Source organism: Nonomuraea sp. NPDC049649 (assembly GCF_040675175.1).
Lineage (GTDB): Bacteria > Actinomycetota > Actinomycetes > Streptosporangiales > Streptosporangiaceae > Nonomuraea.
This window is the reverse complement of record NZ_JBFAOH010000016.1, coordinates 1-26494: the sequence shown is the minus strand read 5'-3', so window position 1 is coordinate 26494 and position 26494 is coordinate 1. Positions and strand designations below refer to the sequence as shown.

The following is a 26494-nucleotide window of genomic DNA, read 5'->3' as shown; positions in this document are numbered from 1 at the left end:
TCCCAGAGGACCGGGTGGCGCCCGCTCCGGGCGGGCGCCACCTACTACCTGGCTCGAAAGGCTTCCATGACACTCCAACTCGCGACGCCGCCCCGGCACGCGTCGCCCAAGCGGGCGAGGCCCGGCAGGCGGATGAGCCGCTTCGACCTCAGGGGAATGCCCTATCTCCTGGTCTCGCCGTACTTCCTGCTCTTCGCCGTCTTCGGCATCTTCCCCCTCCTCTACACGTTCTGGCTCTCGCTGTACGACGCGGAACTGGCCGGGGATCGGGAGTTCGCCGGACTCTCGAACTACGCCAAGCTGATCGTCGACGCCGACTTCTGGAACGCGGTGTTCAACACGGTCGGCATCTTCGTGCTGGCCACGGTGCCGCAGATCATCCTGGCCCTGCTGCTGGCCAACGCGCTCAACAAGCGCCTGCGGGGCCGGCTGTTCTGGCGCCTGGGTGTGCTGCTGCCGATGGTCACCTCGGTGGTCGCGGTGGCGGTCGTCTTCAGCCAGCTCTACAGCCGTGACTACGGCCTGTTCAACTGGATTCTCGGGCTGGTGGGCATCGAGCCGATCGCCTGGCAGAACGAGAAGTGGTCCTCCTGGATCGCCATCGCCACGATGGTCGACTGGCGCTGGACCGGCTACAACGCGATCATCCTGCTCGCGGCCATGCAGACCATCCCCAAGGACCTGTACGAGGCCGCGGCCATCGACGGTGCCTCCCCACGCCGGCAGTTCTGGCAGATCACCCTGCCGATGCTGCGGCCGACCATCGTGTTCGTGGTCTTCATCTCCACCATCGGCGGCCTGACGCTGTTCACCGAGCCGGTGATGTTCGAGGGTGAGCAGATCATGACCGGCGGCACCACCGGCCAGTACCAGACGGTGGCGATGTTCATCGTCGAGCAGGCCTTCCGCGGCAGCTTCCAGATCGGTTACGCCTCGGCCGCGGCGTGGCTGCTGTTCGTGCTGATCCTCTTCGGCACCATGATCAACTATTGGTTCACGCGCCGCATCGGGGGTGCACGATGATCACCAGGCAACCGGTCAACCGACTGTGGGATGCGGGGGCTCTCACTAAGGTCGTCCTGACGGTGGCGCTGCTGCTGTCGGCCTACCCCGTCTACTACATGTTCATCATGGCGACGCGGACCAACGACGACGCGCTGGACACCCCGCCGCCGATGCTCCCGGGCGGCAACCTCGGGGAGAACGTCGAGCGGCTGCTCTCCACCGAGGACGCCTACTTCCTCACCGGGCTGGTCAACTCGGCGATCGTGGCGACGACCGTGACGGTGTCGGTGGTGCTCATCTCCACCCTGGCCGGCTTCGCCTTCGCCAAGCTGCGCTTCCGCGGCTCGAAGATCCTGCTCGGCACGATCCTGGTCACGATGATGGTGCCGCTGCAGCAGATGGGCATCGTCCCGCTGTACGAACTGATGGTGACGCTCGGCTGGACCGGCAAGCTCCAGGCGGTGATCCTGCCGTTCCTGGTCAACGGGTTCGGCGTGTTCATGATGACCCAGTACGCCTCCCAGGCGGTGCCGGACGAGCTGGTCGAGGCCGCCCGGGTCGACGGGGCCTCCACGCTGGGCATCTACCGCAGGGTCATCCTGCCCGCGCTCCGGCCGGGCATGGCGGTGCTCGCGCTGCTGGTGTTCATGCAGACGTGGAACGAGTTCATGTGGCCGCTCATCGTGCTGCTCCCGGAGAACCCGGTCGTGCAGACGTCGATCGCGGCGCTGAACCAGGCCCACGGCACCGACTACGTGATGCTGTTCACCGGCACCGCGGCCTCGGTGCTGCCCCTCTTCGTTGTTTTCGTGCTGTTCGGCCGGCAGATCGTCGGCGGCCTGATGGAAGGTGCGGTCAAGGCGTGACGACTCAGGAGGAACAGACCCGTTCCGAGCTCCGCTTCCCTCCCGGCTTCGCCTGGGGCGCTGCCACCTCGGCCTATCAGATCGAAGGCGCGGTCACAGCCGACGGCCGCGGCACCTCGATCTGGGACACGTTCACCAAGACCCCGGGCCGGGTGGTGGGCGGCGAGCACGCCGACGTCGCCATCGACCACTACAACCGCTATCGCGACGATGTACGGATCATGGCCGATCTCGGCCTGACCTCCTACCGCTTCTCGGTCTCGTGGCCGCGGATCCAGCCGGACGGATTCGGCCGCGTGAACCAGAAAGGACTCGACTTCTACAAACGCCTGATCGACGAGCTGCTGTCGCACGGGATCGACCCGTGGCTGACGCTCTACCACTGGGACCTGCCGCAGGCCCTGGAGGACAGAGGCGGCTGGCCGGTCAGGGACACGGCGCTCCGCTTCGCGGACTACGCGGCGGTCGTGCACGAAGCGCTGCACGACCGGGTGCACACGTGGAGCACCGTCAATGAGCCGTGGTGCGCGGCCTTCCTCGGATACGCCTCGGGCGAGCATGCTCCGGGACGCCGCGAGCCCGAGAACGCCATCCGGGCCGCGCACCACTTGAACCTCGCCCACGGCCTGGCCGTCCAGGCCATGGACGCCCGCCGGGTGGGCGGTTGCGTGAACCTCTACGCGATCACCCCGGAAACCTCCTCCGAGGAGGACCAGGACGCGGCCCGCCGCATCGACGGGCTGCAGAACCGGTTCTTCCTCGACGCGCTGCTGACCGGCCGCTATCCGCAGGACGTCCTGGACGACCTGCGGATGGACTTCGGCTTCATCGAGGACGGCGACCTCAAGACCATCAACGCGCCGATCGACGTGCTGCTGGTCAACTACTACAGCCGGTTCACGGTGTCGGGGAAGCCCGGCGGCCGGGCCTCGGCGGCGGCCGCGCCGACCGACACGGACTCGCCCTGGGTGGGCAGCGAGCACGTCTCGTTCGTCAACGGCGGCCGCCCGGTCACCGCGATGGGCTGGGAGATCGACGAGGACGGCCTGGTGGAGGTGCTCACCAGGGTGGCCCGCGACTACCCGCGGGTCCCGCTGGTCGTCTCGGAGAACGGCGCCGCCTTCGACGACGTGCTGGAGGACGGCCGGGTCCGCGACGAGGAGCGGCGCGCCTACTTCGAGGCGCACCTGCGCGCCTGCCGCGAGGCGATCGACGCCGGGGTGCCGCTGGAGGGCTATTTCGCCTGGTCGCTCATGGACAACTTCGAGTGGGCCTGGGGATACGGCAAGCGTTTCGGTATCGTCCGGGTCGACTACGAAACCCAGGAGCGGCTGCCCAAGGACAGCGCGACCTGGTACGCCGAGATCATCCGGCAGAATAGGAACCATGAACCGACCGACTCTTGAGGCAGTCGCTGCCCGGGCCGGGGTCGGCCGAGGCACGGTGTCGAGAGTCATCAACGGCTCCCCCAACGTGAGCCAGAAGGCGCGCGAAGCGGTGCAGGCGGCGATCCAGGAGCTGGGCTACGTCCCCAACCGGGCGGCCCGGACGCTGGTGACCCGCCGCACCGACACGGTCGCGCTGGTCGTGTCCGAGTCGGAGGGCAGGCTCTTCGACGAGCCCTACTTCGCCGGCACCATCCGGGGCATCGGCTCGGCACTGTCGGAAACCGGCCTGCAACTCCTGCTCGCCATGGCGCGCACCCCCCAGGAACACGCCAGGCTGCAGCACTACCTGACGGGGCAGCACGTCGACGGCGTGCTGCTGCTGTCGCTGCACGGCGCCGACCCGCTGCCGGGCAAGCTGGAGGAGATGGGCGTGCCGACCGTGCTGGGCGGCCGCCCCATCGGGCTGTCGCCCTACAGCTACGTCGACATGGACAACAGGGCCGGGGCACGGCAGGCGGTCAAGCACCTGCTGGGCCTCGGCCGTACCCGCATCGCCGCCATCGCCGGCCCGCAGGACATGGGGGTGGGCGTCGACCGCCTGGCGGGCTACCGCGACGCGCTGCTGCCCACCGGCCTGCCGGAGCTGGTCGCGTACGGCGACTTCTCCGAGGAGAGCGGCGAGGCGGCGATGACCGAGCTGCTGGCCGAGCACCCCGACCTCGACGCGGTGTTCGCCGCCTCCGACCCGATGGCGCTCGGCGCGCTCCGGGTGCTGAAGGCGGCGGGCCGGGCCATCCCCGACGACGTGGCCGTGATCGGCTTCGACGACTCCAAAGCCGCGCTGCACGCCGACCCCCCGCTGACGACCGTCCACCAGCCGACCGAGGCGATGGGCCGCCAGATGGCGCTGCTGCTGGTGGCCCGCATCCACGGCGAGGAGCTCCGCCAGCCGGTGGTGATCCTCGACACCCACCTGGTGCGGCGCGAGTCGGCCTGAGCGCCGCATGTCATGTACGGCGGGACCCGGCCGCGGGCCGGGCTGAGGAGGATGCGTGGACAGCAGGACCAAGCGCCGATTATCACGTCCGGAGCTGGACGCGCTGGCCCGCCGGGCGCTCGGCGCGGGCGTGCTCGACCACGCCGAGCTGACCGACGGCTTCGCGAACGCCGTCTGGCGGCTGCGCCTGGACGACGGGCGCGAGGTGGTCTGCAAGCTCTCGCCGCCGCCCGAGCTCGCACAGCTGAGCTACGAGCGTGACCTGCTGCGTACGGAGGCGGCGGCCTGCGAGCTGGCCGCGGCGGCGGGAGTGCCGGTGGCGACGCTGGTGAAGACCGGGTTCGACGACCCGGTGCTGGGCGGCGACTACCTCATGCTGGCCGCGCTCGACGGCGTCTCCTGGAACGCGGCGTCGGTCACCCCCGCGTGCGAGGCCGGGCTCCGCCGCGAGCTGGGCCGCCACCTGGCGCGGCTCAACGCGATCACCGGCCCGGTCTTCGGCTACCCGCAGGCCGGGATCACCGGCTCCACCTGGCGTGAGGCGTACCTCGCGATGGTGGACGCGCTGCTCGGCGACACCGTGCGCTACCCGACGCCGCTGCCGGCGCCCGCGGACCGCATCCGGTCCCTGCTGGCGGCGGCCTCGCCCGTACTCGACGAGGTGACCACGCCCCACCTGGTCCACTTCGACATCTGGCCCGGCAACGTCTTCCTCGACCTGTCGGGCCGGCCCCGCATCCAGGCGATCATCGACCACGAGCGGGCCTTCTGGGGCGACCCGCTGGCCGAGTTCATCACGCCCACGATCTTCGGCGACCTGCACGAGGACGACCCCCTGGTGGAGGGCTACCGCGAGATCACCCCGTTCGACCTCACCCCGTCCGCGCACCTCCGCCTCGACCTCTACCGCGCCTACCTCTACCTGATCCTCCTGGTGGAGAACGGCCCCCGCCAGTACCCGGAGTCCGAGTACGCCCGCATCCGCGACCCGGCCACCACCTGCCTCACCACCATCCTGAACCGCCTCGCCGCCTGACTTCCCACGACCACCCTCAGCTCAGGCCGCGAACAGCTCGGCCGACCCGGTCTACGAGTCCCCGGCCAGCGGACCTCCTCCGAGCGCGGGACGCTCGGCGGCAGACCCGGGCTCGGCCAGAGTCTTCGCGATCCCTGGGCGGCAGTTGGGGAGCCGCGACGAGGTGTCCCCGGTCCCGGAAGACGCGGCGACACCCTTGTCACGGCGCAGCACCGTACGAGCATCCAGAGCGGCGAGAACAGCCGCCAGGTCGGTCACGTGCGCACGCTGCCGGGCTCGTACGGAGGCGGGGGTCGAAAGCGAGCACCGCGAACGCGACAGCGGCGGTCGTGGACACCCCGCGAGCCCGCCCACTGCCTTCACCTTCTCCTCGAAGACGCGACCCCCCAAGGTCTAGGACAGTTTCCGGTCGCCCGCCCTCCTCAGGGTCCCCGGGTCTGCGTGCGTGAGGGACGTCGGGGTGGATCCGAACGGCGGGGGCGGAGGGCGCGGGCAGGAGGTGAGGGCGTCCATGTCCGGTTTCCTGGGTCGTGATTCGGTGGTTCTTCGCCGCCGGATGCCGCCGAAGGGTGGAATGTCCTTCTCACAACGTGGACAGGTCGGCCTGCTGGGGGGACCCGGTGGAATACCCTCGTATGTCGTGAGCGCACAGAGCAATTCGCTGAACCTCGATTCCTGGCGAGCCCTCCCCGCGGCCCAGCAGCCCGAGTGGCCTGATCGCGGCGAGCTCGAGAAGGTCGTCGCCGAGCTCGGCGGCCTGCCCCCGCTGGTCTTCGCGGGGGAATGCGACAAGCTCAAGGAGGACCTGGCGGCCGTCACCCGGGGCGAGGCGTTCGTCCTGCAAGGCGGCGACTGCGCGGAGACGTTCGCCGGCGCGACCGCCGACAACGTGCGCAACAAGCTCAAGACCCTGCTGCAGATGGCGATCGTGCTCACCTACGCCGGCAAGGTGCCGGTGGTCAAGATCGGCCGTCTGGCCGGTCAGTTCGCCAAGCCGCGCTCCAAGAACACGGAGGTGCGCGACGGGGTGGAGCTGCCCGCCTACCGGGGCGACATGGTCAACGGGTTCGACTTCACGGCGGAGGCCCGCGAGCCCGATCCGAGCCGGCTGCTGAAGGCCTACCATTCGTCGGCGGTGACGCTCAACCTGGCTCGTGCGTTCACCAAGGGCGGTTACGCCGACCTGCGCCAGGTGCACGCCTGGAACCAGGACTTCGTGGCCGAGTCGCCGGCCGGGCGGCGCTACGAGCGGCTGGCCCGGGAGATCGATCAGGCGCTGGCGTTCATGCGGGCGTGCGGGGCCGAGCCGGAGGAGTTCCACTCGGTGGAGTTCTACTCCTCGCACGAGGCGCTGATCCTCGACTACGACCACGCGCTCACGCGCATCGACTCGCGGACGGGTCTGCCGTACGACGTGTCGGCGCACATGGTCTGGATCGGCGAGCGCACCCGCCAGCTCGACGGTGCGCATGTGGAGTTCTTCTCCCGGATCCGCAACCCGATCGGCGTCAAGCTGGGCCCGACCACCACTCCCGACGACGCGCTGGCGCTGGTGGAGAAGCTCAACCCGGACAACGTGCCGGGGCGGCTCACGTTCATCACGCGGATGGGCGCGCCCAAGATCCGTCAGCATCTGCCGCGGCTGGTCAAGGAGGTCACGGCGGCGGGCGCGCAGGTGGCGTGGGTGTGCGACCCGATGCACGGCAACACGTTCGAGGCGCCGAGCGGTCACAAGACGCGGCGGTTCGGCGACGTGCTGGACGAGGTGGCCGGGTTCTTCGAGGTGCACCGCACGCTGGGCACGCATCCGGGCGGCATCCACATCGAGTTCACCGGCGACGACGTGACCGAGTGCGTGGGCGGCGGCCACGAGATAGCGGAGGGGGATCTGGCGACCCGCTACGAGACGGCGTGCGACCCGCGGCTGAACCGGAGCCAGTCGCTCGATCTGGCCTTCCAGGTGGCCGAGCTCTACCGCGGCTGAGTCAGCCTCATATTTACCCCTGAGTCATCCTCATTTGACGGGCCATCGTGACCACGGTGGCCCGTCACTTCTTCTATGATCGTCCGCATACGGCCGGGAATCATGGGAGATGTGGTGGACAGAGCTCCAGAGGGCGTCGATCCGAACGTGCCCAACGTCGCACGGATGTACGACTATTACCTCGACGGCAAGGACAACTTCGCGGCCGACCGGGAGGCGGCCGAGCAGATCATGAAGTTGTTCCCCAACACCAAGACCTCGGCCAGGGTGAACCGCGGTTTCCTGCGCAGGGCCGTGCGGCTGGTGACGGAGAACGGCGTCGACCAGATCGTGGACCTGGGGGCGGGGCTGCCGACCCAGGGCAACACGCACGAGATCGCGGTCGGTTCGCGGGTGGTGTACGTCGACAACGACCCGGTGGTGTGCACGCACGGCCGGGCGCTGCTGGCCCGCGGCGAGAACGTGGAGTTCCTGGAGGGCGACGCGCGTAAGGCGGACGAGCTGGTGGAGCAGCTCCGCCCGCTGATCGACTTCGAGCGGCCGGTCGCGTTCCTGATGCTGACGCTCCTGCACTTCCTCACGGACGAGGAGGCGAACACGCTCATCACGCGGCTGCGCGACCTGAGCGTGCCCGGCAGCTATCTGGTGATAAGCCACGCCATCGACGACAACGCCGACCTCACGCCGGCGGCGCTGGAGGTCTACAAGCAGTCGACGGCGGCGATCCACCTGCGCGAGCACGCCGAGATCCTGCGGTTCTTCGACGGCTACGAGGTGCTGGAGCCGGGCCTGGTGGACCCGAAGGACTGGCGTCCGGACGACGAGGACGGGCCCGCCCCGGCGCGGCGCAGCCCCGGATACGCGGCCGTAGGCCGCAAGCTCTAGACGCCGCGAGCTCTGGACAGCACGGCGGCCCCGCCCGAGGGCGGGGCCGTGCCGGGTCCGCTCAGTTCTGCTCGGCGTTCTTGAGCTCCTTGGCGAGCTCGGCCCTGATCTCGTCCATGTCGAGGGCGCGGACCTGGCGGATGAGGTCGTCGAGCGCCGGGGCCGGGATCGCGCCGGGCTGGGCGAAGACGACGATGCCGTCGCGGATGGCCATGAGGGTCGGGATGGACCTGATCTCGAAGCCCTGCGCGAGCGCCTGCTCCTGGTCAGTGTCGATCTTGCCGAAGGTGATGTCCGGGTGCTTCTCGGCGGCCGCTTCGAAGATCGGCCCGAACATCTTGCATGGACCGCACCACTCCGCCCAGAAGTCGAGCAGGACGATCCCCTTGTCGGCGATCTCGTTGAAGTTCTTCTCGGTTACCTCGATGGTCGCCACAAGTGGCTCCTCTGACGTCGGTGCGCTTCCGGTGGTTGTCTCCCTGACAACCACGTACCCTTCCCCAGCATTCCATGCCCGGGGGCGGGGCCGCACCTGAGGGCGGCCCCGCTCCTGGATCGGCGCAGGTCAGCGGCCTGGAAGAGCGAGGCCGGCGATGATCGGGTCGTGGTCGGACGAGCGGTAGGCGTCCGGGCGGTAGAGGCCGGGCGGGTTGAACTCGGTGTTGTAGTCGAGGATGCGGGGTTCGTCCGCGTTGACGTGCCAGACGGTGGCGCCGGTGACGCGCCTGAGCAGCTGCTTGCTCGCCATCATGTGGTCGAGCTCGCCGGCCGGCCCGTCGAAGACGTAGCTGTAGCGCCGCGGGGCGGGCACGTACCGCTTGGTGAGGCTGGTGAGGCCGCCCGCTTCGAGGGTCTTGATGGGGTCCTCCTCGCCGTACGCGTTGAGGTCGCCGAGCACGAGCGGGGCGGGCAGGTCCCGGGCGAGGCCGAGCAGCGCCTCCGCCTGGCGGACCCGGGTGGCGTTCCAGCAGCCCTGGCCGTCGCCCTGGTCGGCGTCGGGCCCGCTGTCCGGGCAGGAGCCCTCGGACTTGAGATGGTTGACGATCATGGTGAAGGGCTGTCCGCCGTGCTTGCGGCGGAAGGTCTGGGCGAGCGGCGGTCGGCTGAAGACGGGGTCCTGTGAGGACCGGGCCGCGCCGACCGGGGTCAGCTCGGCGGGCTTGTAGATGAGGCCGACCTGGATGGCGTCGCCGCCCGGGTGGGGGTGGGTGAGCGCCGCGTACGTGCCCGCGCCCATTTCGGCGTTGACCGCGTCGACCAAGGCCCGCAGCGCGGTCTGGCCGTTGTTCTCGCCTTCCATGAGGCCGACGGCGTCGGCGTCGATGCCCTTGAGTGCGGCGACGAGTTCGGCGAGCTGGCGCTGCTGCTCCTCGGGGCTGCTCGCGCCGCGGGAGTGAGCAGCATGTTCTCCATCGGCTCCAGGTCGGCGACGGGCAGCCGGAGCCTGGTCGGCGCGATGGAGCCGGTGCCGCAGACGTCGACGGCGGTGACGGGCGACAGCTCGGTCCAGCCGTTGAACTCGACGGCGCGGCCGGTGACGAGCACCCGGTCGCCCACCTCGACGTCCTTGAAGGTGTCGCGGGCGTAGGCGAACAGCGCGTCGGAGGTGGCCGGGTCGGCGTCCGGCGAGGAGGCCGGCGGTGAGTGCGGCCGCGGCGAGCGCGGCACAGGTAGCCCGGGATAAACCATGCATACGCGGCACTTTAGAGCCCGGGTCCGTCCCAGGTGTCTACAGAAGTGTGACCATAGGCTTCTGCCGGAAAACCTTGACAAGGCGGCCTGCCGGGTATGACCAGGAAATGGACTGGGTCACCTGCGCGCAATCGGCGGCCTGCACGGGAATCGCCCGCCGGCCCTTCGGCCTCTGTCTCGCTCACCTCTCCCCCCAACAACTCTCCAGCGTGCTGGCGGGCATGGCGCCCGGGCGGCTGCTGGACCTGCGCGGCACCACCCTCAGCGGCGACCTGCTGACCCGGGTCGTGAGGGCCACCTGCTCCCGGCCCGGCCGCACCCGGCTGGAACGGGCCCGTTTCACCGGCGAGGTGCGGCTGGCCGGGGTGACGTTCTCGGGTGACGTCTCGCTCGACGGCGCCCGGTTCGACCGGCTCGCGTCGTTCTTCGGCGCCCGGTTCGACGGCAACCTGTCGATGGCCGGCGCCTGGTTCGCCAGGGAGCTGTCCTTCCACGGCGTGACGGTGCGCGGGCACGCCTCGCTCGACGGGGCGATGATGGCCAGGGACGCGCTGTTCAGCCAGGCCGTGTTCGAGCAGGGGCTGTCCTGCGAGGGCGCCCGGTTCGAGGGGTACGCGACGTTCGACGGGGCCCGGGTGGGCGGGGCGGCGAGCTTCCGCGGCGCCCGGTTCGGCCGCACCCTCTCCTTCCGCAAGGTGAGCGGCAGCGCGTGGTTCGACGCGGTGCGCTTCGCCGCCGACGCCTACCTGTCGGCCACCGGCCGGTTCTCGGCGGCGCGGGCGCGCGCGGACGGCGTGCTCGACCTGGCCGTGCAGGGCGGCGGGGTGGACCTGCGGCAGCTCGTGGTGGCCGGGACCACCACGGTGCGGCTGACGGACTCGCAGGCCGATCTGGAGGGCGCGGTGCTGCACGGCCCGGCGACGGTGACCGGGTGCGGCGCGTCCACGCTCACGTCGTTACGGGAGGTGGACGCGGTGAGCCTGGCCCTGTCGAGGCTGGACCTGTCGGCGTGCGGGTTCGCCGGGCTGGCCAACCCGGCGGGGGTGCGGCTGACGGAGTGCACGCCGCGCCGCATGGGGATGCGCCTGCCCATGCTGCGCTGGCTCGCCCGCCGCCGCGCCCCCGTACCCGGCCGCTAGAGACCGGCGGCCACCTCGGCGATCTTCCGGGGCATGGTGCGCCAGCCGCCTCCCAGGATCCGGCGCGACATCTGCTGGCGCGGGTCGTCCGGGTCGAAGCCCTCGTGGTCGAGGAAGAGGCGGGTGCCGCGGCCCTCCGGCTCCAGCCGCCAGGTGACCGTCCAGTCGACCCGGCCGTCGCTCCAGCTGAGCTTGAGCAGCCTCTCCGGCTCGACCTCCAGCACCTGGCAGTACACGATGCCGGCGAAGCCCGCCTGCTCGACCGGTTCGGTGGTGAAGGTGAAGCGGTGGCCCGCCTCGGCTCTGATGTCTCCGGGCATGAGCCAGCGGGCCACCAGCTCCGGCTCGGTGAGCGCCCGCCACACCTTGGCGGGCGGGTGGGCCAGGAACTCGTCCAGCCGGATCGCCGTGCGGTCCTCAGCCATCGTCGTCCTCCATCTCGTCGAGAAGCGTGCGCAGGCCGGTCAGCTTCTCGCGCCAGAATCGCTCGTACGGGACGAGCCAGTCGCGCACCCGCATGAGCGGTTCGGCCTCCAGCCGGTAGTGGCGCTCGCGGCCCTTGCGCGTCTCGGCCACCAGGCCCGCGTCCTTGAGGACCTTGAGGTGCTCCGACACGCTGGGGCGGCTCATGTCGAACCGCTGGGCCAGCCGCCCGGCGGGCTGGGCGCCCTCCTCCAGCAGCAGGCGGAGCAGCTCGCGCCGGGCCGGGCTGGCGAGCGCGGTGAAGACGTGGTCGGCGGTCATTCCTCGGTGACCACGAAGCCGTTGCCGAAGGGGTCCTTGAACAGCAGCTGGCGTCCCCAGGGCTCGTCGGTGGGGCCTTGGGCGTCCACGCCGTGCTCGCGCAGCCGGTCGGCGAGCGCGCCGGCGTCGGGCGAGGAGAGCACCAGGCCGTCGATCGGGGCCATGTCGGGGAACCAGGAGGCGAGCAGGAGCGTGCTCTGCGCGCCCTTGGGGGCGACGGTGAGCCAGCGGCCCATCGGGAACGGGTTGTCGGTGCGGACCTCGAGCCCGAGGGCGCCGGTGTAGAAGGCGAGCGCCCGGTCCTGGTCGGAGACGGGCACGGTGACGGTGATGATGTGGGAAACGAGCATGCCAGGCATCATACGTAGGATTTTTCCTACACATCAAGGGTGATCTCAGGGATGTCCCCGATGGGGCCGGGGGCGGGAAATCATAGAATGACGTTCATGCTCATCGACGACTACGTGGCCGAGCTGCGGAGCGCCCTGTCGGGGCCGTCCGGGCCGAAGCGGGACATGGTCGTCGAGGCGCGCGACAGCCTGCTCGACTGCGCCGACGCCTACGAGGCCGAGGGCCTGCCCCGGGCGGAGGCGGAGCGGCTGGCCGTCGAGGAGTTCGGCCCGGTGCACGAGGTGGCGCCCGGCTACCAGGAGGAGCTGGCCGCCTGCGCGGGGCGCCGGCTGGGGCTGCTGCTGTTCACCAGCGTGCCGGTGACCGTGCTGATCTGGGCGCTGGTCTGGCATCTCCACCCCGGCGACGCGAGCCTGTGGGCGGACCGGCCCGGCTGGTACATGACGGTCTCCCGGCTGCTCGACACCGTCCAGCTCGGCGCCGCCGTCTACGCCGGGCTCGCGGTGCTGGCGCTGGGCCGGGGCGCGCGCTGGGTCCGGCGCCCGCGCCTGGTGACGCGCTCGCTCGGCGTGATGGTGTGGCTGATGCTGGTCACGACCGCGCTGCTGGGCATGTTGCTCGCGCGGGGCTCGTACATGGCGGCGGGCGCGCCTCTTGTGACCCTGGCGAACCTGGTGACCCACTTCTTCGCCGGGGTGCAGATCTACTGCGCGACCCGGTGCGTCATGCTGGGCCGGAGGGCCCGGCCTCGGGGTGCAGCACGCTCCCGATGACCTTGGTGAACGCCTGCCAGGCGGACCGCTCCCCCTCCAGTTGCTTCCTGCCCGCGCCGGTGAGCCGGTAGGTGCGCCGCCGCCGCCCGCCGACCGTGGCCCACTCGCTGACCAGATAGCCGGTCCGCTCCAGCCGGCGCAGCGCCGGGTAGACGGTGCCGGTCGGCACGTTGAGCGCTCCCCCGCTCCGCTCCTGCAGCGCCTCGATGATGGCGTAGCCGTGCAGTGGCTCGCGTTCGAGCACCGACAGCAGCAGGGCGTCCATGTGGCCGCGCAGCGCGTCCGGATTCATGGCATCGATCCTAAGCATCCGTCTCGCATGTAGGCAGTCTACATGTAGGGTGTCTACATGTAGTCAGGCACAACGACGGAGTGGAGAGATGGAAGCACTCGATCTGGCCCGCTTACAGTTCGCCGTGACCGGGAGCCTGCACTTCCTGTTCGTCGTGCTCACGCTCGGTCTGGCGCCGCTCGTGGCGATCATGAACACCCGGTGGGTCCGTACCGGCAGGCCGCTGCACGAGCGGATGACCCGCTTCTGGGGGCAGATCTACGTCATCAACTACGCGCTGGGCATCGTCACCGGGCTGGTGATGGAGTTCCAGTTCGGGCTGTCGTGGAGCGGGCTGACCCACTACGCGGGCGACGTGTTCGGCGCGCCGCTGGCCATGGAGACGCTGGTGGCGTTCTTCCTGGAGTCGACGTTCCTCGGGCTGTGGATCTTCGGCTGGGGGCGGCTGCCGAAGCGGGCGCACCTGGCCTGCATCTGGCTGGTCACCGCGACCGCGTACGCCAGCGCGTTCTACATCATGGTGGCCAACTCGTTCCTGCAGAACCCCGCCGGCGCGGTGGACGCGGGCGACCGGCTGGCCCTGGTGGACGCCGGCGCGCTGTTCACCAATGAGGCGCTGGTGTTCTCGCTGCCGCACGTGCTGGGCGCCGGGCTGTTCACCGGGGCGATGGTGCTCGTCGGCGCCAGCGCCTACCAGCTCCGGCGGCGCACGGACGAGCAGGAGTTCTTCACCACGTCCCTGCGGACCGGGATCGTGGCGGCCTCGATCGGCATCCTGCTGACCACGGGATTCGGCTACGCCCAGTTCGGCGGGATCCAGCCGGGCAAGTTCGACGACAACCCGGCGGCCTCGGTGCCGCTGGCGGTGATGATGGAGGGCGGCCACCTGCTGTCGCTGGTGGTGCTGCTGTTCATGCTGCCGCTGATGAGGAAACTGCCCCGGTGGCGGTGGGCGCATCCGGTGCTGATGGTCCTCACGCCGGTGCCGTTCGTGCTGTCCATCCTCGGCTGGCTGGCCCGGGAGATGGGGCGGCAGCCGTGGATGATCTGGGAGAAGCTGACCGTGGCCGACGCCATGACGCCGGGGCTGACGACCGGCATGGTGACCGCGTCCTTCACCGGGTTCGTGGCCGTGCTGGGGCTGCTGGCCGTCGTCGACTACGTGCTCATCGCCCGGGTGATCAGGCGCGGCCCGCGCGACCTCGACCTCGGAGCCACCGCCCCCGAACAGCGCGAGTCCGCGCTGAGCCACTAGGAGTGCCCCGATGGAACTGATCTGGTTCGCCGTCTTCGCCCTGCTGATGGCCGGCTACTTCGCGCTGGAGGGCTTCGACCTGGGGGTCGGGCTGCTGCTGCCGGTCCTCGGCCGCAGCCGCGACGACCGGGACCGCATGGTCGCCGCGATCGCGCCGTACGTGCTCGCCAACGAGGTGTGGCTGGTCGCCCTGGGCGGGACGATGTTCGGCGTCTATCCGCTGCTGGAGGGCGAGGTGCTGCCCGCGCTCTACCCGCTGGTGGTGGCCATGCTGCTGGCCTGGATCGTGCGCGACGCCGGGCTGTGGTTCCGGCGCAGGATCGGGGGCGCCCGGTGGCGGGCGTTCTGGGACGGGCTGATCGTGCTGGGCTCGCTCTGGCTGTCGTTCGGCTGGGGGCTGGTGCTGTACGCGGCGGCCACCGGGTTCGACGGGCCGCTCATGCATCCGGTGGGGCTGCTGGCCGGAGCGGCGGTGACGCTGCTGTTCGCCTGGCACGGCCGGGTGTTCCTGGGCTGGCGGCTGCCCGGGTTCGCCGGGCCCGCGCGCAGCGGCCGGGCGCTGCTGGCCTCGGGGGCGGTGGCCGCGCTGCCGGCGCTCGTCCTGCTCGGCGCCGGCATGACCTACCTGCTGGAACGGAGCGCGCCGGCGGCCACGCTGAATGTGCTCAGTCTCATGGTCCTGCCGTTCGCACCCATCATGGTGGGCGCGCAAGTATGGATATGGCGCACTTTCCGTCCGGGGAAGGGCGCCGACCTGAATCCTTCGTTCTTCTGAGGCGCCCGTGCACAAGGATCTACTCCGCCTGATCCGGGGAGAGCAGGCGGTTCTGCGCCATCTGACCGTCACGTTCGCGGCGGCGATGGCGGCGGGGCTGCTCGTGCTCGTCCAGGCGGAGCTGCTGGCCGGGGTGCTGTCCGGGAGGTTCACCGCGGCGGCGCTGGCGGCCGTGGCCGGGGTGGTGGCGCTGCGCGCGCTGCTGGCCTGGACGCAGGGCGTGTTCGCCGGGCGGACCGCGACCGGCGTCAAGTCCGCGCTCCGGCACCGCCTGCTGGCCAGGCTCCGCGAGCTGGGGCCCGTCCGGCTGGCCGGGCACCGCTCCGGTGAGCTGGTGACGCTCGTGGGGCGCGGCCTGGACGGCCTGGACGACTACCTGACCGGCTACCTGCCGTCGATCGCGGTGGCCGCGGTGGTGCCGCTGGCGGTGCTGGTCCGGCTGCTCGCCGCCGACCTGGCCAGCGCGGTCATCGTCCTGGTCACGCTGCCGCTCATCCCGATCTTCGGCGCGCTGGTGGGCCTGACAACCAAGGCCGTCACCGAGCGGCAGTACCGGGCGCTGTCCCGGCTCGGCGGCCACTTCCTGGACGTGGTGCGCGGCCTGCCCACGCTGCGCGCCTTCGGCCGGGCCCGCTACCAGGCGACGGTGATCCGGCAGGTCGCCGGGGAGCACCGCTCGGCCACCATGCGCACGCTCCGGGTGGCGTTCCTGTCGTCGCTGGTGCTGGAGCTGTGCGCGTCGCTCTCGCTGGCGCTGGTGGCGGTCCCGATCGGGCTGCGGCTGCTCGGCGGCACCCTGGACCTGTCGACGGCGCTGCTGGTGCTGCTGCTGGCGCCGGAGGCGTACCTGCCGCTGCGGGCGATGGGGACGCGCTTCCACGCCTCGATGGAGGGGGTGGCCGCCGCGGACGCCGCCTTCTCGGTGCTGAACCGTACGGACGACGAACCCGCGGAGCGGCCGCGTCCCGGCACCGTCCCCGCCTCCGGCCGGCCCCGCATCGAGTTGGAGAACGTCACCGTCCGCTATCCCGGGCGGGACGATCCCGCGCTGGACGGGGTCACGCTCACGATCGAGCCCGGCGAGCGGGTGGCGCTGGTGGGCGAGAGCGGCAGCGGCAAGAGCACGCTGCTCAACCTGCTGCTCGGCTTCGTCGCGCCGTCGCAGGGGCGGGTGCTGGTCGACGGGGCCGACCTGGCCACGCTGGATCTGGAGGCGTGGCGGGCCCGGCTGGCGTACGTGCCGCAGCGCGCCCACCTGTTCACCACCTCGGTCGCCGGCAACATCCGCCTCGGCACGCCCTCGGCGGACATGGCGGAGGTCCGGGAGGCCGCCCGTGCCGCGTACGCCGACGAGTTCATCGCCGGCCTGCCTGAGGGCTACGAGACCCGGGTCGGCGAGCGCGGCGCGAACCTCTCGGCGGGCCAGCGCCAGCGGATCGCCCTGGCCCGCGCCTTCTGCCGTCCCGCCACGTCCGTTCTCCTGCTGGACGAGCCCACGGCCCGCCTGGACGGCCGGAGCGAGGCCGCCGTGGTGGCGGCGACCGCGGAACTGGTCAAGGACCGCACCGCCGTCATCGTGGCCCATCGCCCCGCCATGATCGACCTGGCGGACCGGGTCATCCGCATCCACGACGGCCGCGTCATCTCGGACACCACCCGCCGCCGCCCGGAGCCCCCGAGCGCGCACGGACCGGTCACGGTGCCACTTGAGCAGGGGGAGCGATGAAGGGGCAGATGCGGGTCCGGCTGGTGTACGCGGTGCTGGCCGGGGCGGCGGCCGACCTGGCGGGGCTCGGGCTCATCGCGGCGGCGGCGTGGCTGATCACGCGGGCCGCCGAGCAGCCGCCGCTGGCCGCGCTGAGCGTGGCGATCGTGGCCACCCGGGCGTTCGCCACCGGCCGGGGCGTGTTCCGGTACGCGGAGCGGCTGACCGGGCACGACGTGGCGCTGCGGGCGCAGGCCGACACCCGGGAGCGGTTGTACGAGTCGCTGATCCCGCCGCGCCCGCCCCGGGTGGGCGGCGCCGATCTGCTCAGCCGGATGGTGGACGACACGGACGCGGTGCAGGACCTGCTGGTGCGGTGCCTGCTGCCCGCCGCGGCGGCCGCCATCGCGGGGCTGGCCGCGGTGGTGATCGGGCTGACGATCCTGCCGGTGACGGCGCTCGTCCTGCTGGCGGGGCTGCTGCTGGCCGGGGCGCTGCTCCCGGCGGGGACCGCGGCGGCCGCCCGGCGGTGGTCGGCGCGGCTGGCCCCGGCCCGGGCGGAGCTGGCGGGCCGGGTGGCCGACCTGGTGCACGGCGCGGCCGACCTGTCCGCGTACGGCGCGGGTGACCGGGCGCTGGAGGAGGCCCGGGAGGCGGGGGACGCGCTGGGCCGGCTGGAGCGCCGCCAGGCCCGGGTGCACGCGACCGCCCTGGCCGGGGGCACGCTGATCCAGGTGCTGACGGTGGTCGCGATCGTGCTGCTCGCCCAGGCCTCGGGCGTGGACACGGTCGGCACGGCGGTGCTCGCGCTGACGGCGCTGGTGGCGTTCGAGCCGGTGCTGCCGCTGGCCGCCGCCGGGGAGCGGTACGCGGGCGTCACGGCGGCGCTGCGCCGCCTGCGCGAGATCCGCTCCGCTCCCCCGGCCGTCACCGAGCCGGGCGCGCCCGCCGCTCCCCCGTCGCCGCCGCTGACGGTCGAGGTCGAGGATCTGGTGGTACGGCACGCGCCCGGAACCAGGCCGGCCGTGGACGGGGTGTCGCTCACGCTGGCCCCGGGCAGGCGGGTGGCTCTGGTGGGGCCGAGCGGCGCGGGCAAGAGCACGATCCTGGCGGCGCTGATGCGGCTCGTCGACCCCGAGTCCGGATATATCCGGGTCAACGGTGTGGACATCCGCGACCTGGCCTCCGACGACGTGCGGGCCATGATGACCGGCCTCACGCAGGATCCGTACCTCTTCCGTACGACGCTCCGCGACAACCTGCGCCTGGCGGGACCGGAGGCGGACGACGAGCGGCTGGCGCGGGCCGTGCGGGACGCGCGGCTGGAGCGGTGGGTCGAGCGCACCGGCTGGGACGCCGAGCTGGGCGAGGACGGCAGCACCGTCTCCGGCGGCCAGCTCCAGCGGCTGGCGCTGGCCAGGGCGCTGCTGTACGACCCGCCCGTGCTGCTGCTGGACGAGCCCGCCGAGGCGCTGGACGAGGAGACGGCCGACGAGCTGATGGCCGATCTGCTCGACGTCACGCACGACCGGACCACGCTGCTGGTCACCCACCGCCTGAAGGGGCTGGAGCGGGTGGACGAGATCGTGGTGCTGGAGGACGGCCGCGTGACGCAGCGCGGCACCCATGACGAGCTGGTCTCCCGGCCCGGCTACTACCGGGATCTGTGGGAGTCGGAGGTGCTCACCCGCCGCTAGGGAACTCCGCGCGACCGCCGCGCGTTGTGCCGGCATGGCAGACTGGTTTACGGTACAAACCAGTTTGAGGTGTCGAGGAGTTGCCATGACAGACGACGGCGAGCGGGAGTCCTCCCCCGAGGAGACGCTCCGGCTCATCGAGCGGCAGCGCGCCGTCGCGGTCAAGGCGCTGGCCGGCGACCCGCTGCTGCTCTACACCCCGTGGGGCGTCGCCTGGCTGCTCGGATTCGGGGCGTTCTTCCTGCACTACGGGCTGGACGGCGTCTCGTACGCGCCGATCAGCTGGCAGCTCGCCCTGGGGATCCTCATGGCCGGTCAGCTGGTGGCGGGCGCGTTCGTCGCCACCGGCCTCGTCAGGCTCAGCTCCGCGGTGCGGGGCGAGAGCACGGCCCGGGGCATGATGTACGGCTACGCGTGGTTCGTCGGCATGGTGCTGATGACCGTGATCAACATCAAGTTCAGCCAGCTGCTCCCGATGGAGGAGCGCGGGCTGCTGTGGTCGGGCGTGTCCCTGATGGTGGTGGCCGTGCTCTACATGGCCGGCGGCGCGCTCTACACGCAGTGGCCGATGTTCTTCATGGGCGTGTGGATCGCCGCCGTCGACGGCCTGGGCGTCATCCTGGGCCCGGGCTGGCACGCGCTGCTCACCGCGGTGCTCCTGGGCGGCGGCCAGATCGTCACCGGGATCCGGCTGCGGCGGCGGGCATGAGCGCCGAGCTCGACCCGGTCATCCACGCGCAGGCCAGGCTGCGCGTGATGGTGACGCTCAGCACCCTCCATGAGGGCGACGAGATCGCCTTCCCCTCGCTCAAGGACCTGCTCGGCATGACCGCGGGCAACCTGTCCGTCCACCTGACCAGGCTCGAAGAGGCGGGCTACGTGCGCATCACCAAGACCCACCGGGGCCGCACCCCCGTCACCTACGTCTCGATGACCACCCGGGGGCGGCTCGCGCTGGAGGACTACACCAAGGCCATCCGCTCCCTACTGGACTCCGCAGGAGGAACCACATGACCGTCCTCGCCCGTACGGTCGAGGCCACCCGGCGATACGGCGACGTCGTCGCGCTCGACCGGGTCTCCGCCGACATCCGGGCCGGTGAGCTGGTGGGGTTACTGGGCCCCAACGGCGCCGGCAAGTCGACGCTGATCAACCTGTTCGTCGGCCTGCGCCGCCCCACCTCGGGCACGGTCGAGCTGTTCGACGGCTCGCCGCGCGACCCGGCCATGCGGCGCCGCATCGGCGTCACCCCGCAGGAGACGGGGCTGCCCGAGGTGCTGCGGGTCGGCGAGATCGTGGACTTCGTCTCCGCCCACTTCCCCCGGCCCGTGCCCGCCGCCGAGCTGCTGGACCGGTTCGGGCTGGGCGACCTGGTCAAGCGGCAGATCGGCGGCCTGTCCGGCGGCCAGAAGCGGCGGCTGGCGGTGGCGCTGGCCTTCGCCGGCGACCCCGAGCTGGTCTTCCTGGACGAGCCCACGACCGGGCTGGACGTGGAGGCCAGGCGGGCGCTCTGGGACGGCATCAAGGCCTTCCACGAGGGCGGCGGCACGGTCGTGCTGACCAGCCACTACCTGGAGGAGATCGAGGCGCTGGCGGAGCGGGTGGTGGTCGTCGGCCAGGGCCGCGTGCTCGCCGACGACACCGTGGCGGCGGTGCGCGACGTGGTCGGGGCGCGGCGCGTCTCGTTCGACGCCGGCGAGCTGCCCGAGCTGCCCGGCGTGGTCGCCGTCCAGCGCGAGGGCGAGCGGGTCCACCTGGTGACCGCCGACCCGGACCGGCTCGTGGTCGAGCTGGTGCGCAGCGGCACCCCGTTCTCGGGCCTGGAGATCAGGCCCACCTCCCTGGAGGAGGCCTTCCTGACCATCACCGCCGCGAAGGAGCACGCGCATGTCTAGTCTCGTCCTGGCGCACACCCGCTATCAGGTGATCGAGCAGATCCGGGTGCCGATCGGGCTGCTGGCGAGCGGGCTGTTCCCGGCCATCGCGATGCTGGCGTTCGCGGTGCCGTTCGTGGGCGACGACCCGGTGGGCTCGACGCTGTCGATGGGCTCGATGATGCTGCTGGGCGCCATGTCGGCGGCGCTGATGGGGCTGTCGATCTCGGTGGCGATGGACCGCGAGCAGCCGTTCAACCCCTACCTGCGCACGCTGCCGGCGGGGCCGTTCCCGCACTTCGCGGGGCGGATCCTCACCACGACGGCGCTCATGCTGGTCTCGACGGTCCCCGTCATCCTGGTGGCGGCGCTGTTCAGCGAGGCCGACCTGGCCCCGGCGCGGCTGGCCGGGATGGTGGGCGCGGCGCTGGCGGGCGCGGTGCCGTTCATGCTGATCGGGCTGTTCGTCGGGCTGATGATGCCGTCGAAGGGCGCGATCGCGGTGTCGCAGATCCTGTTCTTCCCGTTCGCGATCGTGGGCGGGCTGATGCTGCCGCCGCAGATCATGCCCGAGTTCCTTCAGGTGATCTCGCCGTACGTGCCGAGCCGGGGCGGCGCCGAGCTGGTCTGGTGGGCCGCCACCGGAGCCACGCCGGGCACGGCCGCGCTGGTGGCGCTGGTGGTCTGGACGGTCGCCGCGGGCGCGGCGGCGGCCTGGGCGTTCCGGCGCGACGAGGGCCGCCGGTTCACCTGATCCGCGGGGATGGAGGGGGTGTGCCGCCGAGTCCGCAGCGATCTCAACGGCACACCCGTCCGTGTGGGGGTTCTGGTTATTGCATCTCGGCGAGGGTGGTGGTGACCGTGTGCTCCTTCCCATCCCTCATATATGTGATCTGAACCTCTTGACCCGGTTTGAAACCTCTGATCTGCCCGACGACGTCATCTCCGCCCTCGATGGCCCTGCCGTCGATCTTGGTGATGAGGTCGGCGATCTGCAGCCCGGCCTTCTCCGCCGGGCTTCCCGGGGTGATCTGCCTGACCAGCGCGCCGGGCACGCCGCCGGTGGCATCGGTGACGCTCACGCCCAGGAACGCGTGGGTCACCTTCCCGGTACGGATGAGCTGGTCGGACACGTGCTTGGCCGTGTTGATCGGGATGGCGAAGCCGAGCCCGATGCTGCCGCTGCTGCCCGCCGTGGCGATCGCCGTGTTGATGCCCACGACCTGCCCTGCGGCGTTGACCAGCGCGCCCCCGGAGTTGCCCGGGTTGATCGCGGCGTCGGTCTGGATGGCTCCGCCGATCGTGGTCACCCCGCCGCTGCGCTGCTGCGGCCAGCCGGGCGGGAGCTGCTCCCGCTCGCCGCCGACGGTGAGCGTGCGGTCGAGCGCGCTGACGATGCCCAGGGTGACCGACCCGTCGAGGCCGAGCGGGCTGCCGATGGCCAGCACGGAGTCGCCCACCTTGAGCTGGGAGCTGTCGCCGAGCGCGGCCGGCGAAAGCCCCGACACGTCCTTCGCCCTGATCACGGCGAGGTCGGTGGCGGGGTCGGTGCCGATGACCGAGGCGGCGGCGGTCCTGCCGTCGCTGAACTTCACGCTCATCTGGCCGCCCCGGGCGGCGCCCTCCACCACGTGGTTGTTGGTGAGGATCAGCCCGTCCTCGGTGAGGACGACGCCGGAGCCCTCACCGGTCGTCCCCTGGATCATCACCACCGAAGGCTGCACCTTCTCGGCGACCTCGGCCACGGTGAGCGAGCTGGACGCCTGGGCGAACGTCGGGCTCGGCGCGCTGACGGTCGTGACGACGGGATCCTGGAACGCGGTGGCGACGGCGGCGCCCACCACGCCCCCGCCCACGGCCACGGCCGCCAGGGCCAGCCCGGCGATCGCCTTCCGCCCCGCCCCGCTCCCTGTCTTCTTGGCGGAGGGCGGCGGTGGCGGCACCGGCTGGCCCATGATCATGGTGTCGCGCCGGGGGAAGCCCCCGGCGGAGGGCGGCGTGTCGCCGAACTGGCTCCAGCCGCCGGTGCCCTGCTCGCGAGGCTCGTTCGCGTTCATCGTCATCTCCCTCAAAGTTCTCTGACTCAAGGGTGCCAAAGCCAGCGTAAGCACTGGTTAAGCCGATGATCGACGGCACCTGAAAGCGTAAACGCAGACCTTATCCTTCCTGCTCGGAGCCGCTCACCCGACACGGCGGAATCACCGCCAGTACTCGTCCCTGAGCAGCCGCTTGTAGAGCTTGCCCGTGGGGTGCCGGGGCAGCTCGGCCCGGAAGTCGACCGACTTGGGACACTTGTAGTGCGCCAGCTGGGAGCGGCAGTACTCGATCAGCTCCTGCTCCAGCCCGGGCCCCGCCTCGTCCATCGACACCGGCTGCACCACGGCCTTGACCTGCTCGCCCATCTCCTCGTCCGGCACGCCGAGCACGGCCACGTCGGCGACCTTGGGATGCATGCACAGGACGTTCTCGGCCTCCTGCGGGTAGATGTTCACCCCACCCGAGATGATCATGTACGAGCGACGGTCGGTGAGATAGAGGAAGCCGTCCTCGTCCAGGTAGCCGATGTCGCCGAGGGTGGTCCAGCCGCGGCCCTGCGGGTCCTGGACGGAGCGGGTCTTGTCCGGGTCGCCGTGATACTCGAAGGCCGCGGCGCTCTCGAAGTAGACGGTGCCGTGCTCGCCCGGCGGCAGCACGTTGCCCTCCTCGTCGCAGACGTGCACCGGCCCCAGCAGCGACCTGCCGACCGTGCCCTTGTGGGCCAGCCAGTCCTTGGAGTCCACGTACAGGAAGCCGTTGCCCTCGGTGCCCGCGTAGTACTCGTGGATGATCGGGCCCCACCACTCGATCATCTGCTCCTTGACCGGGATCGGGCAGGGCGCGGCGGCGTGGATGGCGGCCCGCAGCGACGACAGGTCGTACCTCGCCCGGGTCTCCTCCGGCAGCTTGAGCATCTTGATGAACATGGTCGGCACCAGTTGCGTGTGCGTCACCTGATACTTCTCGACCAGCCGCAGGTACTCCTCGGGGTCGAAGCGCTCCATGACCACGAGGGTGGCGCCGAGGCGCTGGAACGTCATGCAGTAGCGGAGCGGGGCCGCGTGGTAGAGCGGGGCGGGCGACAGGTAGACGCTGTCGGCCGACGGCGCGAACAGGAACTGGATGAGCTTGAACAGCGCGCCCGGCTCGGTCAGCGGCTCCAGCGCCAGGGCCGGCTTGACGCCCTTGGGCCGGCCGGTGGTGCCGGAGGAGTAGAGCATGTCGGCGCCCTGCACCTCGCCGTCGACCGGGGTGACCGGGTGGCCCGCCACGGCTTCCTCGTACGACTGGAAACCCTCGGCGGTGCCGTCGAGCATCAGCCGCAGCTCCACGCGCGGCGTGTCGGCGGTGATGGAGGTGGCGACGTCGGCGAGGCCCGCGCTGGAGATGAACACCCGGGCGCCGCAGTTGTCGACGATGTAGGCCAGCTCGTCGTGCTGGAGGCGCGAGCTGATGGCCGTGTAGTACAGGCCGGACCGGTGCGCGGCCCAGGCGATGGCGAGGAAGAGCGGATGGTTCGGCAGCATGAAGGCGATGTGGTCGCCCGGCCTCAGGCCGGCGGCGCGGAACAGGTGGGCCAGCCGGTTCGACTCCTCGTCCAGCTGGCGGTAGGTGACGACCTGACCGGAGCCCGCCATGATCACAGCGGGCTTGTCGGGGGTGACTGCTGCGATGGCTCCCGGGTACATGACCGAACAGTATTCTGTTTCAGACCGGAAAAGCCAGTGCTTCCTTACACGGCGAAGCCGCGGCCTCGCCTTCGAGACCGCGGCTGCCGATCAGGGTCAGACGGCGTGGTAGACGTCCTTCCAGCCGGAGTTCGAGCCCTTCGGGCTCCACTCGTTGCCGCGGCTCACGTTCACGTAGACGTGAGCGATGTGGCTAGCGGAGAACGAGAAGGTCCGGGTGTGCTTGTCGCAGTTCTTGAACCGCTTGAAGGAGGTGTGGCCGCCGGTGGTGACGATCTTGAAGGTCTCCCAGGCGCACTTGTCCTTGCCCCACGCCCGGTGGTTGCTCAGCCTGCTGCGGACGTCGATCTGGTGGACGTGCCTCCAGGTCAGCACGCGCTTCCTGTCCTTCTTCTTCACCACCCAGCACTTGCGCTCGCCGTGGCTCCACTTGCAGACCCGCTTGGGGGTGTGGACGGTCTTCCAGGTCCAGTGCTTGACGCGCTTCCTGTCGACCTTCACGTGGCCCTGGGCCTTGGCCTTGTGGTCGCTGGAGTAGTAGGGGCCCCAGCTGTCGTAGGAGGTGGCTGCGCCGGCGGCCGTGGGGGCGCCGACGGCCACCACGGAGGCGGCCGCGACGCCGATGAGGATGCGAGTTGCGATTCGCACTTGAGGGCTCCTCGGGATGAGGTGGGTTCCGCTGTCGAGATCATTGATATGCGGACCCGATTGCCCCGTGCTTGCAAGCCGCTTTATCGCCGCTTTATTCGGCCGGGATCACCGAGCCCTCGTACTTCTGCGCGATGAAGTCCTTCACCTTCTGGTCCTGGAGCAGCTTGCCGAGCGTGACGACGTCCGGGTCCTGCTCCTGGCCGGCGGGCACGACCAGCCCGTTCACGTACGGGTTATCCTCGGTCTTCTCCAGCGCCAGCGCCTCGGAGGCGGGCTTGAGCCCGGCTTCCAGGGCGTAGTTGCCGTTGATCACGGCGGCGTCCACGTCGTCCAGCGCGCGCGGCAGCTGGGCGGCCTCCAGCGGCTCGAACTTGAGGTTCTTCGGGTTGCCCTCGACGTCGCGCTCGGTGGCGGCGGTGCCCGCGCCGTCCTTGAGGGTGACCAGGCCGTTGTCGGCGAGCAGCTTGAGCGCCCGGCCCAGGTTCGTCGCGTCGTTCGGCACGGCCACGGTGGCGCCCTCGGACAGGCCGCCGAGCTCGGTCACCTTCTTGGAGTACACGCCGAGCGGCTCCAGGTGGACCGGGGTGACGAAGGCCAGGTCGGTGCCCTTGGAGCTGTTGAAGTCGTCGAGGTAGGGCTTGTGCTGGAAGAAGTTGGCGCCCAGCTTGCCCTCGCTGACCTGGACGTTCGGCTGCACGTAGTCGGTGAACTCGACGATCTCGAGGTCCAGCCCGGCCTCCTCGGCCAGGTTCTCCTTGACGTAGGTGAGGATCTCGGCGTGCGGCACCGGCGTGGCGCCCACCTTGAGCGTGCCGTCCGCCTCACTGGTGGCGGACTGTGACGCGCCGCATGCGGCGAGCGACAGAGCCAGCGCGGCAGCACCCACTAGGCGACGAATATTCATGATTTTTCCTTTATTTGTGAGAAAGACGCCTGGCGACGTAATCGCCCAGGCTTTGCATGACTTGTACGATCACGACCAGCAGGACGACGGTCGCCACCATGACGCCGGTCTCGAACCGCTGGTAGCCGTAGCGGATGGCCAGGTCACCCAGCCCGCCCCCGCCGATGGTCCCGGCCATCGCCGTGTAGCCGATGAGCGCCACCACCGTCACCGTCACCCCGGCGACGATCCCGGGCAGCGCCTCGGGCAGCAGCACCTTGGCCACGATGGTGAAGCGGCCCGCCCCCATCGCCTGGGCGGCCTGGACCACGTCCCGGTCCACCTCGCGCAGCGACGTCTCCACCAGCCGGGCGAAGAACGGCACCGCGCCGACGGTGAGCGGCACCACCACGGCGGCGGTCCCGATCGTGGTGCCGACGACCAGCCGGGTGAACGGGATGATCGCGATCATCAGCACGATGAACGGCACCGACCGGCCCACGTTCACGATCACGCCGAGCGCCGACTTCAGCGCGGGCAGCGGCCGCAGCCCGTCCCGGTCGAACACCACCAGCGCCACCCCGAGCGGCAGCCCGAGCAGCACGGTCAGCAGCGCCGACCAGCCCACCATGATCGCGGTCTCGACCGTCGCCTCCGCCAGCAGCGGGGCCATGTCCTCCCAGCTCACTGGTGCACCATCCTCTTGTCGGTAGCTGAGATGCTGCTGATGCACCCGAGGTGCCGCTGGGTTACCGCCCTGCTCGCTCGACCCCGAGG

29 protein-coding genes are annotated in these 26494 nt (G+C 70.9%); 18 read left to right on the top strand and 11 right to left on the bottom strand.

Annotated elements, in window-relative coordinates; translation table 11 throughout:
• Positions 1–66 precede the first annotated feature (66 nt).
• From AB0J42_RS21010 to AB0J42_RS20980, 7 genes are all read left to right on the top strand, one after another.
• Positions 67–1023: a sugar ABC transporter permease gene (locus AB0J42_RS21010; RefSeq protein WP_364296792.1), complete on the top strand. Its 957-nt coding sequence runs from the start codon at positions 67–69 to the stop codon at positions 1021–1023.
• Entirely contained in the window at positions 1020–1871 is an 852-nt protein-coding gene (locus tag AB0J42_RS21005) for a carbohydrate ABC transporter permease (protein ID WP_364296790.1), read from the top strand. The genes AB0J42_RS21010 and AB0J42_RS21005 overlap by 4 nt, the downstream gene beginning before the upstream one ends.
• Positions 1868–3277 (top strand): GH1 family beta-glucosidase, encoded by a 1410-nt coding sequence (locus AB0J42_RS21000; protein WP_364296788.1) that lies wholly within the window; start codon positions 1868–1870, stop codon positions 3275–3277. The genes AB0J42_RS21005 and AB0J42_RS21000 overlap by 4 nt, the downstream gene beginning before the upstream one ends.
• Positions 3258–4256 carry a LacI family DNA-binding transcriptional regulator gene (locus AB0J42_RS20995; RefSeq protein WP_364296786.1) on the top strand — a complete coding sequence of 333 codons (999 nt, stop codon included), beginning with the start codon at positions 3258–3260 and terminating at the stop codon, positions 4254–4256. The genes AB0J42_RS21000 and AB0J42_RS20995 overlap by 20 nt, the downstream gene beginning before the upstream one ends.
• Positions 4257–4311: 55 nt before the next feature.
• A complete protein-coding gene (locus AB0J42_RS20990; RefSeq protein WP_364296784.1) occupies positions 4312–5292 on the top strand; it encodes an aminoglycoside phosphotransferase family protein in 981 nt (326 codons plus the stop codon).
• Positions 5293–5932: 640 nt separating this feature from the next.
• Positions 5933–7276, top strand: coding sequence for a class II 3-deoxy-7-phosphoheptulonate synthase (locus AB0J42_RS20985; protein ID WP_364296782.1), 1344 nt, complete (start codon positions 5933–5935; stop codon positions 7274–7276).
• A gap of 114 nt (positions 7277–7390) precedes the next feature.
• Complete coding sequence (locus AB0J42_RS20980; protein WP_364296780.1) at positions 7391–8161, top strand: SAM-dependent methyltransferase; 771 nt, start codon at positions 7391–7393, stop codon at positions 8159–8161.
• A gap of 61 nt (positions 8162–8222) precedes the next feature.
• Here the strand turns inward: AB0J42_RS20980 and trxA are convergent, their stop codons facing one another.
• Both trxA and AB0J42_RS20970 read right to left on the bottom strand, forming a co-directional pair.
• On the bottom strand, positions 8223–8597 hold the full coding sequence (trxA, locus tag AB0J42_RS20975; RefSeq protein ID WP_364296778.1) for a thioredoxin: 375 nt from the start codon (positions 8595–8597) through the stop codon (positions 8223–8225).
• Positions 8598–8726: 129 nt separating this feature from the next.
• Positions 8727–9635: an ExeM/NucH family extracellular endonuclease gene (locus AB0J42_RS20970; protein ID WP_364297003.1), complete on the bottom strand. Its 909-nt coding sequence runs from the start codon at positions 9633–9635 to the stop codon at positions 8727–8729.
• On the opposite strand from AB0J42_RS20970, the gene AB0J42_RS20965 reads away from it, so the two are divergent.
• Complete coding sequence (locus tag AB0J42_RS20965) at positions 9564–9749, top strand: hypothetical protein (protein ID WP_364297007.1); 186 nt, start codon at positions 9564–9566, stop codon at positions 9747–9749. The two genes, AB0J42_RS20970 and AB0J42_RS20965, sit on opposite strands and share 72 nt — an antisense overlap.
• 211 nt (positions 9750–9960) lie before the next feature.
• Positions 9961–10992 carry a pentapeptide repeat-containing protein gene (locus AB0J42_RS20960; protein WP_364296776.1) on the top strand — a complete coding sequence of 344 codons (1032 nt, stop codon included), beginning with the start codon at positions 9961–9963 and terminating at the stop codon, positions 10990–10992.
• Here the strand turns inward: AB0J42_RS20960 and AB0J42_RS20955 are convergent.
• The 3 genes from AB0J42_RS20955 to AB0J42_RS20945 are packed head-to-tail and all read right to left on the bottom strand — an operon-like array spanning position 10989 to position 12086.
• A complete protein-coding gene (locus AB0J42_RS20955; protein ID WP_364296774.1) occupies positions 10989–11417 on the bottom strand; it encodes an SRPBCC domain-containing protein in 429 nt (142 codons plus the stop codon). The genes AB0J42_RS20960 and AB0J42_RS20955 overlap by 4 nt on opposite strands.
• Positions 11410–11736 carry a metalloregulator ArsR/SmtB family transcription factor gene (locus AB0J42_RS20950; RefSeq protein WP_364296772.1) on the bottom strand — a complete coding sequence of 109 codons (327 nt, stop codon included), beginning with the start codon at positions 11734–11736 and terminating at the stop codon, positions 11410–11412. The genes AB0J42_RS20955 and AB0J42_RS20950 overlap by 8 nt, the downstream gene beginning before the upstream one ends.
• Entirely contained in the window at positions 11733–12086 is a 354-nt protein-coding gene (locus AB0J42_RS20945) for a VOC family protein (RefSeq protein ID WP_364296770.1), read from the bottom strand. Before AB0J42_RS20945 ends, AB0J42_RS20950 begins: the two co-directional genes overlap by 4 nt.
• A 96-nt stretch (positions 12087–12182) precedes the next feature.
• On the opposite strand from AB0J42_RS20945, the gene AB0J42_RS20940 reads away from it, so the two are divergent.
• A complete protein-coding gene (locus AB0J42_RS20940) occupies positions 12183–12860 on the top strand; it encodes a permease prefix domain 1-containing protein (protein WP_364296768.1) in 678 nt (225 codons plus the stop codon).
• Here the strand turns inward: AB0J42_RS20940 and AB0J42_RS20935 are convergent.
• The gene (locus AB0J42_RS20935; RefSeq protein WP_364296766.1) at positions 12811–13152 is read right to left on the bottom strand and encodes a PadR family transcriptional regulator; all 342 of its coding nucleotides are present in this window, start codon (positions 13150–13152) and stop codon (positions 12811–12813) included. The genes AB0J42_RS20940 and AB0J42_RS20935 overlap by 50 nt on opposite strands.
• Positions 13153–13240: 88 nt before the next feature.
• Here AB0J42_RS20935 and AB0J42_RS20930 point away from each other — a divergent pair, with 88 nt between their 5' ends.
• The 8 genes from AB0J42_RS20930 to AB0J42_RS20895 all read left to right on the top strand — a co-directional run bounded on the left by AB0J42_RS20930 (position 13241) and on the right by AB0J42_RS20895 (position 21212).
• Positions 13241–14407 (top strand): cytochrome ubiquinol oxidase subunit I, encoded by a 1167-nt coding sequence (locus tag AB0J42_RS20930; protein WP_364296764.1) that lies wholly within the window; start codon positions 13241–13243, stop codon positions 14405–14407.
• Positions 14408–14417: 10 nt separating this feature from the next.
• Positions 14418–15182, top strand: a complete 765-nt coding sequence (locus AB0J42_RS20925; RefSeq protein WP_364296762.1) for a cytochrome d ubiquinol oxidase subunit II — start codon at positions 14418–14420, stop codon at positions 15180–15182.
• A gap of 7 nt (positions 15183–15189) precedes the next feature.
• On the top strand, positions 15190–16908 hold the full coding sequence (gene cydD, locus AB0J42_RS20920; RefSeq protein WP_364296760.1) for a thiol reductant ABC exporter subunit CydD: 1719 nt from the start codon (positions 15190–15192) through the stop codon (positions 16906–16908).
• Positions 16905–18584, top strand: a complete 1680-nt coding sequence (cydC, locus tag AB0J42_RS20915; protein ID WP_364296758.1) for a thiol reductant ABC exporter subunit CydC — start codon at positions 16905–16907, stop codon at positions 18582–18584. The genes cydD and cydC overlap by 4 nt, the downstream gene beginning before the upstream one ends.
• Before the next feature lie 85 nt (positions 18585–18669).
• Complete coding sequence (locus tag AB0J42_RS20910; RefSeq protein ID WP_364296756.1) at positions 18670–19293, top strand: hypothetical protein; 624 nt, start codon at positions 18670–18672, stop codon at positions 19291–19293.
• Positions 19290–19598: a transcriptional regulator gene (locus tag AB0J42_RS20905; RefSeq protein WP_364296754.1), complete on the top strand. Its 309-nt coding sequence runs from the start codon at positions 19290–19292 to the stop codon at positions 19596–19598. Before AB0J42_RS20910 ends, AB0J42_RS20905 begins: the two co-directional genes overlap by 4 nt.
• The gene (locus AB0J42_RS20900; RefSeq protein ID WP_364296752.1) at positions 19595–20479 is read left to right on the top strand and encodes an ABC transporter ATP-binding protein; all 885 of its coding nucleotides are present in this window, start codon (positions 19595–19597) and stop codon (positions 20477–20479) included. Before AB0J42_RS20905 ends, AB0J42_RS20900 begins: the two co-directional genes overlap by 4 nt.
• Complete coding sequence (locus AB0J42_RS20895; RefSeq protein WP_364296750.1) at positions 20472–21212, top strand: ABC transporter permease; 741 nt, start codon at positions 20472–20474, stop codon at positions 21210–21212. Before AB0J42_RS20900 ends, AB0J42_RS20895 begins: the two co-directional genes overlap by 8 nt.
• Before the next feature lie 76 nt (positions 21213–21288).
• Here the strand turns inward: AB0J42_RS20895 and AB0J42_RS20890 are convergent, their stop codons facing one another.
• The 5 genes from AB0J42_RS20890 to AB0J42_RS20870 all read right to left on the bottom strand — a co-directional run bounded on the left by AB0J42_RS20890 (position 21289) and on the right by AB0J42_RS20870 (position 26405).
• Positions 21289–22515, bottom strand: a complete 1227-nt coding sequence (locus AB0J42_RS20890; protein ID WP_364296748.1) for a trypsin-like peptidase domain-containing protein — start codon at positions 22513–22515, stop codon at positions 21289–21291.
• 141 nt (positions 22516–22656) lie between these two features.
• On the bottom strand, positions 22657–24183 hold the full coding sequence (locus tag AB0J42_RS20885) for an AMP-binding protein (protein ID WP_364296746.1): 1527 nt from the start codon (positions 24181–24183) through the stop codon (positions 22657–22659).
• Between the two features lie 96 nt (positions 24184–24279).
• A complete protein-coding gene (locus AB0J42_RS20880) occupies positions 24280–24831 on the bottom strand; it encodes a hypothetical protein (RefSeq protein ID WP_364296744.1) in 552 nt (183 codons plus the stop codon).
• Positions 24832–24925: 94 nt separating this feature from the next.
• The gene (locus AB0J42_RS20875; protein WP_364296742.1) at positions 24926–25738 is read right to left on the bottom strand and encodes a MetQ/NlpA family ABC transporter substrate-binding protein; all 813 of its coding nucleotides are present in this window, start codon (positions 25736–25738) and stop codon (positions 24926–24928) included.
• Between the two features lie 10 nt (positions 25739–25748).
• A complete protein-coding gene (locus tag AB0J42_RS20870) occupies positions 25749–26405 on the bottom strand; it encodes a methionine ABC transporter permease (protein ID WP_364296740.1) in 657 nt (218 codons plus the stop codon).
• Positions 26406–26494 lie beyond the last annotated feature (89 nt).